This is a genomic window from Polynucleobacter sp. IMCC 30228, assembly GCF_021395205.1.
GTDB lineage: Bacteria > Pseudomonadota > Gammaproteobacteria > Burkholderiales > Burkholderiaceae > Polynucleobacter.
On record NZ_JAJVCS010000001.1, the window covers coordinates 715,479 to 728,663 of the forward strand.

General features: G+C 46.8%; 9 protein-coding genes. 3 read left to right on the plus strand and 6 right to left on the minus strand.

Annotated elements, in window-relative coordinates; translation table 11 throughout:
- Window positions 1–72: 72 nt before the first annotated feature.
- Both LZT21_RS03720 and LZT21_RS03725 read right to left on the minus strand, forming a co-directional pair.
- Complete coding sequence (locus LZT21_RS03720) at window positions 73–1,578, minus strand: tripartite tricarboxylate transporter permease (protein WP_233937464.1); 1,506 nt, start codon at window positions 1,576–1,578, stop codon at window positions 73–75.
- Between the two features lie 23 nt (window positions 1,579–1,601).
- Window positions 1,602–2,063, minus strand: a complete 462-nt coding sequence (locus LZT21_RS03725) for a tripartite tricarboxylate transporter TctB family protein (RefSeq protein ID WP_233925062.1) — start codon at window positions 2,061–2,063, stop codon at window positions 1,602–1,604.
- A gap of 151 nt (window positions 2,064–2,214) precedes the next feature.
- On the opposite strand from LZT21_RS03725, the gene alaS reads away from it, so the two are divergent.
- A complete protein-coding gene (gene alaS, locus LZT21_RS03730) occupies window positions 2,215–4,860 on the plus strand; it encodes an alanine--tRNA ligase (RefSeq protein WP_233925061.1) in 2,646 nt (881 codons plus the stop codon).
- Between the two features lie 5 nt (window positions 4,861–4,865).
- The gene (locus LZT21_RS03735; RefSeq protein WP_233925060.1) at window positions 4,866–5,141 is read left to right on the plus strand and encodes a sulfurtransferase TusA family protein; all 276 of its coding nucleotides are present in this window, start codon (window positions 4,866–4,868) and stop codon (window positions 5,139–5,141) included.
- Window positions 5,142–5,184: 43 nt separating this feature from the next.
- Here LZT21_RS03735 and galU read toward each other — a convergent pair whose 3' ends face one another.
- The gene (galU, locus tag LZT21_RS03740) at window positions 5,185–6,063 is read right to left on the minus strand and encodes a UTP--glucose-1-phosphate uridylyltransferase GalU (protein WP_233925059.1); all 879 of its coding nucleotides are present in this window, start codon (window positions 6,061–6,063) and stop codon (window positions 5,185–5,187) included.
- 22 nt (window positions 6,064–6,085) lie between these two features.
- The gene (locus tag LZT21_RS03745) at window positions 6,086–8,989 is read right to left on the minus strand and encodes a valine--tRNA ligase (protein WP_233989242.1); all 2,904 of its coding nucleotides are present in this window, start codon (window positions 8,987–8,989) and stop codon (window positions 6,086–6,088) included.
- Between the two features lie 24 nt (window positions 8,990–9,013).
- Here LZT21_RS03745 and LZT21_RS03750 point away from each other — a divergent pair, with 24 nt between their 5' ends.
- Entirely contained in the window at window positions 9,014–11,368 is a 2,355-nt protein-coding gene (locus LZT21_RS03750) for a UvrD-helicase domain-containing protein (protein WP_233989243.1), read from the plus strand.
- Window positions 11,369–11,399: 31 nt separating this feature from the next.
- Here the strand turns inward: LZT21_RS03750 and LZT21_RS03755 are convergent, their stop codons facing one another.
- Window positions 11,400–12,197: a BPSS1780 family membrane protein gene (locus LZT21_RS03755; protein WP_233925055.1), complete on the minus strand. Its 798-nt coding sequence runs from the start codon at window positions 12,195–12,197 to the stop codon at window positions 11,400–11,402.
- Window positions 12,194–13,174 (minus strand): homoserine kinase, encoded by a 981-nt coding sequence (locus tag LZT21_RS03760; protein ID WP_233925053.1) that lies wholly within the window; start codon window positions 13,172–13,174, stop codon window positions 12,194–12,196. The genes LZT21_RS03755 and LZT21_RS03760 overlap by 4 nt, the downstream gene beginning before the upstream one ends.
- Window positions 13,175–13,185: the final 11 nt, after the last annotated feature.

Consider the following 13,185-nt stretch of genomic DNA (forward strand, 5'->3'; position numbering starts at 1 on the left):
AGAGAAGATCGCTACTCGAGAAAGAAAAAAGCCCGCAGATGGCTGCGGGCTTGATGAGAAGGTAAGGATAAGTCAAAGCTCTTCAACGAATACTTTTTCACGTCCTTTTTTGATCGCAGGTAGAGCAACAATCACGACCATTAAAGCTGCTGCCACCAAGAGGCCCAGCGAAAGCGGACGGGTAATAAAGGTTGAAAAATCCCCTCGCGAGAGTAATAAGGCGCGGCGAAAGTTTTCCTCCATCATCGGGCCCAATACAAAGCCTAATAAAAGCGGCGCGGGTTCGCAACCCAATTTAAAAAATAGGTAGCCAATAACGCCAAAGGTGGCGGTGATATAGACATCAAAAACCGTATTGTTAACGGTGTAAACCCCGATACAACAGAAAACTAAAATAGCGGGATAAAGAAACCGATACGGAATTTTCAATATTTGCACCCACATACCAATGAGCGGTAAATTGAGCAGAATTAACATCAAGTTACCAATCCACATCGACGCAATCAAGCCCCAAAATAAAGCAGGGTTGCTGGTCATCACTTGTGGACCTGGTTGAATATTGTGAATGGTCATCGCGCCCACCATTAATGCCATCACCGCATTGGGTGGAATACCTAAAGTCAGCAAAGGAATAAAGGAAGTTTGAGCTGCAGCATTATTCGCGCTTTCTGGGCCAGCAACACCTTCAATAGCACCTTGCCCAAATTCAGCTGAGTGTTTTGAGGTTTTCTTTTCAACCGAATAGGCTCCAAAAGCAGCTAAAGCAGCACCGCCGCCTGGCAAAATTCCCAAGACCGAGCCTATTGTCGTTCCCCGTAAGATTGACGGCACCATTCGCTTAACATCATCCCATGTTGGAATAAGGGTAGTCACTTTATTTAAAAAACTTTCCCGCTTTTCTTTTTGCTCTAAGTTCATCATAATTTCAGCAAAGCCAAATACACCCATGGCAATACTGACAAAGCCAATACCATCGCTCAGTTCAGGCACATCAAAGGCATAGCGTGACACGCCTGAATTTACGTCGGTACCAACTAGGCCCATGAGCAAACCCAAAATAATCATGCCAATCGCTTTAATAAGTGAGCCCGACGCCAAAACCACTGCACCGATTAAGCCCAACACCATTAATGAAAAGTATTCAGCCGGGCCAAACTTAAAGGCTAGTTGTGAAAGGGGTGCGGCAAAAGCAGCCAAAATAAAAGTCGCTACGCAACCGGCAAAAAATGAACCCATACCAGCAGTAAAGAGCGCTACTCCAGCTCGCCCTCGTCGCGCCATTTGATAGCCATCAATTGCAGTTACAACCGAAGATGTTTCTCCGGGAATGTTCAATAAGATGGCTGTAGTTGAGCCGCCATACTGCGCGCCATAATAAATACCCGCCAACATAATGAGGGCAGCAATGGGGGGTAATGCATACGTTGCTGGCAATAACATGGCAATAGTGGCAATGGGGCCAAGGCCAGGCAAAATGCCGATTAAGGTGCCCAACAAGCATCCCAGAAAACAGTAAATTAAATTTTGAAAGGTTAATGCGGTTGAAAAACCCAGCGCTAAATTATTCAGCAGATCCATATCAGTGTCCTAGGCTTTTGCGGTTAATTATTAAGGAAGAAAGGCCACAGCGGAAACTGTAGCTTGAGCCCAACTACGAAAGCAAGATACGTGAAGACCAGTAAGATAAGGGCATTAATAACGGTACCTTTCCACTTAAATTCATGGCTAGCCGAGGCCGAAACAAAAACAAGGGCCAAGAGGGCAACAAAAAATCCCATAGTGCTTAGTAGTACGCCGTAAAGAACTACTGCACCTGTAATCCAAATGACGCTTTTCAGATCCCATTTTTTTAGTTTGACGTCAGCTGCCTTTTTGGTGACAGCACTCAGCAAAACGACTAAGCCAATTAAAGCCAAGAGCATGCCTAAACAAAAGGGGAAATAACCAGGCCCCATTTTGGCGGCAGTTCCCATTTGATAACCAGTAGCGAGGCTGGCAAAAAATAAGCCGACGACGATATACATAAAGCCAGCGGCAAAATCTTGTTGATTGTGTATTTTCAAAGTGCGCTCCAAGTTGGTCTAATTATCAAGTGACCATTTTTTATATATTGATGAGCGATTGTAAGGCACGCTGATGGGCGTTGCTAGCCAAAACATCTAGGGTTTGCCCTAATTTAGGGCGCGCGTGAACGCCAATGCGATAATTATTGTCATGAAAGTTTCCCAAATTCGCCAAGCCTTCCTTGATTTCTTTGCCAGCAAAGGGCACCAAATCGTTCCTTCTAGCCCGGTGGTGCCCGGAGATGATCCGACCTTACTGTTCACCAATGCCGGCATGAATCAATTTAAGGATGTTTTCTTGGGCTTTGATCAGCGCTCCTATAGTCGGGCAACTACCGCCCAAAAGTGTATTCGGGCGGGGGGTAAGCATAACGATTTAGACAACGTGGGTTACACCGCTCGGCACCATACCTTCTTTGAGATGCTCGGCAATTTTTCTTTTGGTGATTACTTTAAGCAGGATGCAATTCAATTTGCCTGGGAATTATTAACTGTAGTATTTAAGTTACCAAAAGAAAAATTGTTAATTACGGTTTATGCCGAAGATCAAGAGGCCTACGCTATTTGGCATCAACAAATTGGTGTCCCTGCAGAACGCATTATCCGCATTGGCGACAACAAGGGTGCGCGCTATGCGTCCGATAATTTTTGGATGATGGGAGATACCGGCCCTTGTGGTCCGTGTACAGAAATTTTTTATGATCACGGCGCACACATTCCTGGCGGGCCACCTGGTAGTCCCGATGAAGATGGCGATCGCTTTATTGAAATTTGGAATAATGTTTTTATGCAATTTAATCGCGATGAAGCGGGCAATATGCATCCTCTACCCAAGCCAAGTGTTGATACGGGCATGGGTCTGGAACGGATTGCAGCGGTGCTGCAGAAAGTCCATTCTAATTATGAAATCGATTTATTTGTTAATTTACTGAAAGCGGCGAAAGCTGCAGTCGATGGGGCTGGCGGCCAAAATTGCGCTGCCAATAGCCCTTCACTGAAGGTTATTGCCGACCATATTCGCGCTTGTAGTTTTGTGATTGTCGATGGCGTGATACCCGGAAATGCGGGTCGTGGGTATGTGTTGCGCCGCATTGCGCGGCGGGCAATTCGCCATGGTTTTAAATTAGGTGCGCGGCAACCATTTTTATATCAGTTGGTACCTGCCTTAGTTGCTGAAATGGGCGATGCATACCCCGAGTTGCGTAATGCACAAGATAAAGTCAGTGATGTTCTCAAACAAGAAGAAGAACGCTTTTTTCAAACGATTGCCAATGGCATGGAAATTTTAGAAGCCGCTTTAGCAAACAATGCCACCAATATTGACGGTGAAACTGCTTTTCGTTTACACGATACCTTTGGTTTCCCCTTAGATTTAACTGCCGACATCTGTCGGGAGCGTGGCGTTACTGTCGATGTCGCTGGCTTCGAGTTGGCCATGCAGGCGCAACGTAATCAAGCCCGTGCGGCAGGGCAATTTAAAATGACGCAAGGTCTGACGTATGCTGGAAAGCCAACCGAATTTCATGGGTATGAGCAACTCCAACGTGATAGCAACACCATTACTGCCCTGTATCTTGATGGGGTTGCGGTGCAGTCTGTCGCTGCTGGCGATAACGCTGTAGTAGTGCTCGATCACACCCCTTTTTATGCCGAGTCGGGCGGTCAAGTTGGCGATCGTGGTGAGTTACGGAATGAACGTTCTCGTTTTGAGGTTACCGATACGTTTAAGATTCAAGCTAATGTATTTGGTCATCAAGGTGAGGTATTAGAGGGGCAATTGTGCGTTGGCGACTCGTTAAAAGCGCTAGTCGATATTGTCCATCGCCAAGACACCATGCGCAATCACAGCGCCACCCATTTATTGCACAAAGCATTGCGTGAAGTCTTAGGTGACCATGTAATGCAAAAGGGTTCTTTGGTTGATGCTAGCAAAACCCGTTTTGACTTCACTCACCATGCACCTATAAGCCCAGCTCAGTTAAAACAAATTGAAGCGCTCGTGAATCGAGAAATTCTTGCCAATACCGCAACCTCAGCACAAGTGATGTCACTCGAAGATGCGCAAAAAACCGGGGCGATGATGCTGTTTGGTGAAAAATACGGCGCTGAAGTACGGGTGTTGGAAATTGGTAGCTCAAAAGAGTTGTGCGGAGGCACCCACGTGGGCCGCACTGGTGATATTGGAAGCTTAAAGGTAACCTCAGAATCGGGTGTGGCCGCTGGAATTCGCAGGGTCGAGGCAGTCACCGGCAATAACGCACTCCACTTTTTACAAAACTTAGAAGATCAAATGTTCGCGGTAGCGCATTTATTAAAGACCAATCCCAATGAGCTTGCAACTCGGGTAGCACAACTGCAAGATGCTTTACGGCAAACCGAGCGCGAGCTTGAGCGAGTGAACTCTAAGCTGGCTGCTAGTCAGGGCGATGAACTTGCGGCCCAGGCAATTGAGATAAATGGCCTGATGGTTTTAGCGCTCCGCCTCGATGGTGCCGATGCGCAGGTATTACGTGAAACCTTAGATGCTTTAAAAGCCAAATTGAAAACTGCTGCGATCGTTTTAGCCTCGGTGCAAGGGGATAAGGTCAGTTTGATCGCGGGGGTCACAGCCAATACAATCAGTCGCATTAAAGCCGGCGATTTAGTGAATTTTGTGGCTCAGCAGGTGGGCGGAAAAGGCGGCGGTAAAGCCGAAATGGCGATGGCAGGCGGTACAATGCCAAGTGCCTTGCCGGCGGCCTTAGCCAGCGTACAACAATGGATTAGAGAGAAAACTGCAGAAAAAACTGTAGATTAAATAGTATGAGCGAAAATCAAGCCACTTTTAATGAGCTAACCCTCAATGAGCTGCCGATTGCCAATCGTGAAGTTGATGCCATTGGGATGAATTGCCCATTACCCATCTTACGCACTAAAAAAGCCCTGGCCGATATGCAGTCGGGAGAAGTCCTCAAAATTACCGCCACCGATGCCGGAGCAAAACATGATTTCCCAGCGTTTGCCAAACAAACTGGCAATCAATTAATTGCTACAGAGGTAGTTAACGATACTTTTGTTTTTTACCTCAAACGCCGCTAAATTATTTACCAGTCGCAGTGAAGCAAGAAGCCCTGTGTGAAGCTTAGCGTTGTTTAAGAAAGGCGGCAAACTCGCTACTGACTTCAGGATGGCGTAGAGCAAAATCTACCGTTGCCTTGAGATAGCCTAATTTGCTACCGCAGTCGTAACGTACCCCTTGATATTCATAAGCATATACGGGTTCCGCTTTTAATAAGGCAGCAATCGCATCAGTGAGTTGAAACTCACCTCCAGCCCCAGGCTGAAGATTACGAATGTAATTAAAAATATTGGAAGAAAGTACATAACGGCCCACTACCGCTAAATTTGACGGCGCATCTTGCGGTAGCGGTTTTTCCACAATGCCCGTTAAGCGATGTACGCCAGGGTCAGTAAGAGTGCCAGCCACAATGCCATAAGAACTACTTTGCGCGGGATTAATTTTTTCTACTGCTAAAACAGAGCCCTGATATTTATCATGCACTGCCAACATTTGTGCCAATACGGCTGGCTCACCAACCAGTAAATCATCTGCCAAGATCACCGCAAAGGGCTCATCGCGTACTAATTTTTCGGCACATAGTACCGCGTGACCTAAACCCAAAGCTTCAGGTTGACGCACATATACACAATCGACATGACTCGGTTTCACATTACGTACGATTTCGAGTAAAGCAGTTTTATTTTTAGCCTCAAGTTCGGCTTCAAGTTCATATGCCTTATCGAAGTGGTCTTCAATAGCGCGCTTGCTGCGGCCAGTGACAAAAATCATTTCGGTAATGCCAGCTGCAATGGCTTCTTCAACCGCATATTGAATTAGTGGCTTATCGACAATATTGAGCATTTCTTTAGGACTGGCCTTAGTAGCGGGTAAAAACCGCGTGCCCAAGCCGGCAACTGGAAATACTGCTTTGCTAACGGGTTTTAACTTGGCATTGCTCATAAAGTTCGCTTCTAAAAAGTATTTAAGATGATTTTAAACGCAGCAGTTGGGCAGCCAATTTTTCATGGTTGAGTTCAAAGGCGGCAAGCCGCTGTTTTTCTTGCGCAACTACCTCGTCTGGCGCCCGCGCAACAAAACTTTCATTATTCAATTTTTGGTGACATTTATCAATTTCATTAGCAATGCGCACCAATTCTTTGCTAATGCGTATTTGCTCCGCAGCTAAATCAACTTCAATTTTAAGTAGTAATTTAATTTCACCAACTAAGGCAATAGGCGCACCCGCCCCTTCGCGTTCGAGACTAGCTTCATCAGCAAAGATGCGCACTTCTGATAATTTAGCGAGGGCCATTAAATAGGGGGTTGCTTGGTTTAAAAAAGCTGACGGTCCACAAATCCACAGGGGCACTTTTTGTGCCGGTGATATTTGCATTTCACCGCGCAGATTACGACAGGCATCCGTAATAGCTTTAACTTGCGCCATCCACGCTTCACTAGTGGCATCAATTTTTTCAGGCTGACTGATGGGATAGGGCTGCAAAGCAATCGATTGGCTGGCTTGCTGATTCAGTTCCTTACCAGCCTTTGGAGCAACGGATTGCCAGAGGGTTTCGGTAATAAATGGAATGAGCGGGTGGGCTAAACGCAAGATTGTTTCCAGCACCCGTAGGAGCGTACGGCGCGTAGCGCGTTGTTGGGCAGGCGTGCCAGTTTGTAACTGAACTTTTGCGAGCTCTAAATACCAATCGCAATATTCATCCCAGACAAATTGATAAATCGCGCTGGCGACATTATCAAAGCGATATATCGTGAAACCTTTAGCAACTTCTGCCTCTGTCTTTTGCAGTAACGAGACAATCCAGCGATCGGCGGGAGAAAAATCGAGATAGCCTTCGGGACCACATTGATTATCACAAGGCGCAAAACCATTGGCTGCGTCATCGCCAGGGCAGTTCATTAAAACAAAGCGGCTGGCATTCCAGAGTTTGTTACAAAAATTACGGTAGCCTTCGCAGCGTTTTTGATCAAAATTAATATTCCGTCCCAGCGACGCAAGCGAGGCAAAGGTAAAGCGTAAGGCATCTGTACCAAAGGCTGGAATACCATCGGGAAATTCCTTTTGGGTTTTTTTAGTGATGCTTGCTGCTTGCTTTGGGTTCATCAGGCCAGTAGTTCGTTTATCGACGAGGGCAGCCAATTCAATCCCATCGATGAGGTCGATTGGATCTAAGGTATTCCCTTTCGACTTACTCATTTTTTGGCCTTCAGCATCGCGCACTAAGCCATGCACATAGACCGTATGAAAAGGTACTTGCCCAGTAAAGTGGCAAGTCATCATTACCATGCGCGCAACCCAAAAGAAAATAATGTCAAAGCCAGTAACCAAGACCGAGGAAGGTAAAAAGTGCTTAAGCTCTGCGGTTGCTTGCGGCCAACCCAATGAACTGAAGGGTACTAGGGCTGAACTAAACCAGGTATCAAGTACATCGGAGTCGCGCTGCAGGGGTCCGGTGTAACCAGCAGCGCTGGCTTTGGCTTGCGCATCAGTAGCATTGCGCGCCACAAATATTTGCCCTTCAGAACCATACCAAGCAGGAATTTGGTGGCCCCACCACAACTGCCTAGAGATACACCAATCTTGAATATTTTCCAGCCACTGGGTATACGTGCTCTTCCAATTTTCAGGCACCAACTGAATTGTTCCGCTGGTGACGGCATGCAATGCGGCACTGGCCATTGACGCACCAGGTTGATAGAGGTTGTCAGCGCTCGGTTTAGAGACTGCAACAAACCATTGGTCGGTCAGCATCGGCTCAATAATGGTTTGGGTGCGATCACCACGGGGCACCATTAAGGTGTGCGGTTTCACTTCGGCCATTAAACCTGCAGATTCTAAGTCGGCAATGATTTGCTTGCGGGCGGCGAAGCGATCTAGGCCTTGGTAGATTTTGGGAGCATTTTCATTAATCTTGGCATCGAGCGTCAGAATCGTAATGAGCGGTAGTTGGTGGCGTTGGGCCACGGCGTAGTCATTAAAGTCGTGCGCAGGAGTTACTTTGACAACGCCAGTTCCAAAGGCAGGGTCAACATAGCTATCAGCAATGATGGGAATGGTTTTGTTACACAAGGGTAAATTCACCATTTGCCCAATGAGGTGACGATAACGTTCATCCTCTGGGTTAACCATCACCGCAACGTCGCCCAGTAAAGTTTCTGGCCTAGTTGTAGCGACGATTAATTCGCCTGACCCATCACTTAATGGATAACGAATATGCCACAGACTGCCAGCTTCTTCTTCACTCACAACTTCGAGATCGGAAACGGCGGTACCTAGAACCGGATCCCAATTCACTAAACGTTTGCCACGATAAATTAAACCTTGCTCATGAAGGCGAACAAAGACCTCAACTACAGCGGCCGACATTTTGTCGTCCATGGTGAAATATTCACGCGACCAGTCAATAGATGCGCCAAGACGGCGAATTTGCCGAGTAATGGTTGAGCCAGAGGTATCTTTCCATTCCCAAACTTTTTTTAGAAAGGCCTCGCGCCCTAGTTCATGACGTGAGATTTTCTGTGCCTCTAGTTGCCGTTCAACCACAATTTGAGTGGCAATGCCAGCATGATCGGTACCCGGTAGCCAGAGTGTATTTAGACCTTGCATACGGGCATGGCGAATGAGGCTATCCATCATGGTTTGGTTAAAAGCATGACCCATATGCAAAGTACCAGTGACATTGGGCGGTGGCAGTTGGATGCTGAAGTTGGGTTTCTGATCGTCTAAAGTGGTTTGGGAAATACCCCGGCGCTCCCATTCAGGGCCCCAATAGGCTTCGATGGGGCCAGGCTCATAGGATTTAGCCAACTCTAAATCAGCGGTGGGGTTGATGGGGCTTGAAGCAGAGGGATTTAAAGGGTTTGGCATAAGAGGCAAATTATAATTGGGCTAATGTACTCTGACTTGCTCGCCAACCTGAATCCCGAACAATGCGAAGCAGTCACACTGCCGCCAAGCGATGAAAAGGGCCGTTCACGCTCCGCTTTAATTTTGGCGGGCGCTGGAAGTGGCAAGACCCGCGTGCTCACCACGCGCATTGCTTGGCTGATTCAAACGGGTCAAGCTTCGCCCATTAGCGTGCTGGCAGTCACTTTTACCAATAAAGCAGCCAAAGAAATGATGATTCGCCTAGCGGCGATCTTGCCCATTAACACCCGCGGGATGTGGATTGGTACTTTTCATGGCTTATGTAATCGTTTATTGCGCGCCCATCATCGTGATGCGGGCTTGCCATCGACCTTTCAAATACTCGACACCCAAGATCAATTGTCAGCGATTAAGCGCCTGTTAAAGGGGCTTAAGGTCGATGATGAAAAATACCCGCCCAAACAATTGCAATACTTCATCGCCCATGCGAAAGAGCGCGGCATGCGGGCTAAAGATTTACATTCAGGTGACGCCTTTCAAGATCGGATGGCTGAGCTTTACGCGGCTTATGACGAGCAATGTCAACGCGAAGGTGTAGTTGATTTTGCTGAATTGTTATTACGTAGTTATGAATTATTACAGCACCACGAGCCAATTCGTACCCATTATCAAGAGCGCTTTCGCCATATTTTGATTGATGAGTTTCAAGACACTAATGCTTTGCAATATGCGTGGTTAAAGCTCCTTTCTGGCCATGAAGGTGGTCGTGCTAGCGCTAGTGCAAGTTCGGTCTTTGCGGTTGGCGATGATGACCAAAGCATCTATGCCTTTCGCGGTGCCGATGTAGAAAACATGCGTTTATATGAAAACCAATTTCATCCATTCATGGTGAAGTTAGAACAAAACTATCGCTCGCATGGCAATATTTTAGATGTCGCGAATCACTTAATCGCTAATAACACTGCGCGCTTAGGAAAAAATTTACGCACGGATGCAGGTCATGGGGAGCCAGTGCGGATTTACGAAGCAGCGAGCGATGGTATGGAAGCCGCTTGGCTCATTGACGAAATCAAGGGGCTGATTAATGGCGGTATCAGTCGCAGCGAGATTGCTTTGCTTTACCGAAGTAATGCTCAGTCACGCATTATTGAACATAATTTGTTTTCTGCTGGTTTGCCCTACCGAGTTTATGGTGGCTTACGGTTTTTTGAGCGCGCCGAAGTGAAGCATGCGCTAGCTTATTTACGCTTACTTGAAAACCCCAATGACGATACCTCATTTTCTCGCGTAGTGAATTTTCCCACGCGGGGAATTGGTGCGAGAAGTATTGAGGCGCTACAAGATGCAGCGCAATTGCAACAATGTTCCTTGTACTCGGCCGCTAGCACGCTCGAAGGCAAGGCTGGCGCGGCCTTGGGTGGCTTTGTGCGCCTCGTCGATCACATGCGCGAAGCAACTCGGCACAACACCCTTCCAGAAACAGTCGAGTTTGTAATTCAACATAGCGGTTTAATTCAGCACTACTTAAGCGAACGCGAAGGTCAAGATCGAGTTGAAAACTTACAAGAATTAATAAATGCAGCCACTGCTTTTATTGCCGAGGAGGGTTTTGGGCAAAATGCGCAGGCCGCTTCACCGCCAAGTGAAAACGATGCCGGCACTTTAGAGATGTCGCCTTTAGCCGCTTTTTTAGCGCACGCTTCCTTAGAGGCTGGAGATAACCAAGCGCAAGCTGGGCAAGATGCTATTCAACTCATGACCGTCCATTCTGCCAAGGGCTTGGAATTTACTGCGGTATTTATTACTGGGCTTGAAGAGGGTTTATTTCCTCATGAAAATAGTATTAATGAAAATAATGGTTTAGAGGAAGAGCGGCGCCTCATGTATGTGGCAATTACGCGCGCTAAAGAACGCTTATATTTATCACATACCCAATCACGCATGCTTCATGGTCAAGTACGTTACAACATGCCGTCACGTTTCTTAGAGGAATTACCGACAGCGTGTTTGAAATGGCTTACCCCCAAAATGAAAGATGCACGTTGGGGTGGAGGACGGAGCGGAGGGGGTACCTGGAAAAGCGGTTACTCGCATGATAGTGATGACAGTCAGGTGTTTGATTACGAAGAAAGCCCTACTGCGCGTAAGCCTCGGCTAGCGCATAGCGCTTTGAGTAGCAATATTCCCCGCATGACTGCACCAGCAAGAGATATTTATCCCTTTCGGGTTGGCCAGCAGGTTTTCCATACAAAGTTTGGTGAGGGGCGTATTACTGCCCTCGAGGGCCTAGAGGCTGATGCGCGTGCTCAAATTAATTTCAAGCGTCACGGTGTGAAATGGTTGCAATTGAGTATTGCCAAGTTAGCAGCGATTGATTAAGAATTCATGGCTAATGCTACGTTGCCGTTAGTTAAGCACCAATCTCATCGGGGTTAGCGGTAGCTGCACTATCAGTAAAACAATTTTTCCAAGTAGCAAATGCTGAACAATACAGCACTGTCATACAAGCCATTGAAATTGGGGCAATCACGAATGAGCCGACCTCTCTAATATTGAGCGCCTCAAACACGGTACTGAGAAGCAAAGGAACTGCCACTAGAAGCGCGCCCCAAATAAGCAGATAAATGATAAATGCGTAGCGATTACTCCAGCATGCAATCCAACTCGAAAAAAGTGCTTGCGTTACAGGCATATCTTCCCATCCCACCAAAATTGGTGAGAACCACATCAGCATCCCAATCGGAATATAGAGGGCCACCACAATACCTAAGACGACATACATCTGCTTGATAATCTCGATACCCAGAGGTTTATCGCCAGTAAGCGCAGGTAAGAGTAATTGAACGTCTACAAAGAAGCTGGCAATAAAACTCAAGACTAAAATTAAGCTAGTGTGAATCAGCCCAAGCTGTAAGAGTCTTTTTCGTACCACGGGCCCCGAAGAGCGCAGCCCAACTAAATAAACCAAAGGCGAAAGCCGAATTTTTTGAATTGTTTGGCGACAGCCGGTCATGAAACCAAACTGCAAGGAGGGGGTAATCAGTAAAATTGCAAAGACGCCAATAATCGGAATCAAAATAGCTAGCTGGACTAAGAAAATATATAAAAAAACTAGCATTAAAAAACCCAAGGGGTTTTGTTTAAACAGCCAAATGCCTTGACGAATCCAGACATAGCCTTGCTGGGCATTAACACGATTTAGTTTCATAAGAGATTATTTGTTTGCTTGCGACGACTATGTAAGATCAACTCAAAGTGATTAGGATTATGTGCGGTAAGCATTTGCGCGTTGCGGGGTAAATACAAATCCCATAAGCGCGAAATCCAAAAGCGTAATGCAGCAGCACGAAGCATAGCAGACCAGCTGCGCTTTTCGCCTGCACCCAAGGGGCGAATAGTTTGATAGGCATTCATCAGGGCAGTGAGGCGCTGTTCATCTAAATCGGCATGGTCGGGGCCAAGACACCAGTCGTTGGCGGTAACCGCAAGATCAAATAACCATTTATCAGTACCTGCAAAGTAAAAGTCAAAGAACCCACCTAACTGCGTTTCTTGTTGTTGCTCGACAAACAGTACGTTATCGCGAAATAAATCGCAATGGCTAGCACCCTGAGGTAATTGCGCATAATCAGTGCTGGAAAAAAATTCCTCTTGAAATTGCAATTCAGTTTTTAGTAGCATTTGCTGTTGAGCAGTAATATGCGGCAGTATTGCTGGCACAGTCTCTTGCCACCAAACTAAGCTGCGTAAGTTGGCTTGCTCTAGCGGAAAATCCACCCCAGCTAAATGCATCTTAGCAAGCATCACGCCCACCATTTCACAATTTTCAACAGTGGGCTGTAAGTGGGATTGACCGGCTAATTTAGTCACAATGGCAGCGGGTTTGTCATGGAGAGTCAAAAGCAGTTCTCCGGCGCGATTGGCGATAGGTTTAGGTACCGGAATGCCTTTGTTAGCCAAATGCAACATGAGCTCAAGATAGTAGGGTAATTGCTGAGCAGTTAAGCGCTCAAAAATCGTCAGTACATATTCTTGCTGATGCCCTGCTTGTGCCACTTCCAGAAAAAAATTAGAGTTTTCTATCCCCCCATGAATTCCGCGTAAACCTGTTACCTTGCCAATCGACCAATCGCGCTCGATTCTAGGTGCGATTTCTGTCATGGTAAGGGGGGTATAAACGGCCATAGTGACGAACG

Coding starts and splice junctions, on each gene's coding strand:
- LZT21_RS03720 (WP_233937464.1), bottom strand. CDS start 1,578: ATGGATCTGCTGAATAATTTAGCGCTGGGTTTTTCAACCGCATTAACC.
- alaS (WP_233925061.1), top strand. CDS start 2,215: ATGAAAGTTTCCCAAATTCGCCAAGCCTTCCTTGATTTCTTTGCCAGC.
- LZT21_RS03735 (WP_233925060.1), top strand. CDS start 4,866: ATGAGCGAAAATCAAGCCACTTTTAATGAGCTAACCCTCAATGAGCTG.
- galU (WP_233925059.1), bottom strand. CDS start 6,063: ATGAGCAATGCCAAGTTAAAACCCGTTAGCAAAGCAGTATTTCCAGTT.
- LZT21_RS03745 (WP_233989242.1), bottom strand. CDS start 8,989: ATGCCAAACCCTTTAAATCCCTCTGCTTCAAGCCCCATCAACCCCACC.
- LZT21_RS03750 (WP_233989243.1), top strand. CDS start 9,014: ATGTACTCTGACTTGCTCGCCAACCTGAATCCCGAACAATGCGAAGCA.
- LZT21_RS03755 (WP_233925055.1), bottom strand. CDS start 12,197: ATGAAACTAAATCGTGTTAATGCCCAGCAAGGCTATGTCTGGATTCGT.
- LZT21_RS03760 (WP_233925053.1), bottom strand. CDS start 13,174: ATGGCCGTTTATACCCCCCTTACCATGACAGAAATCGCACCTAGAATC.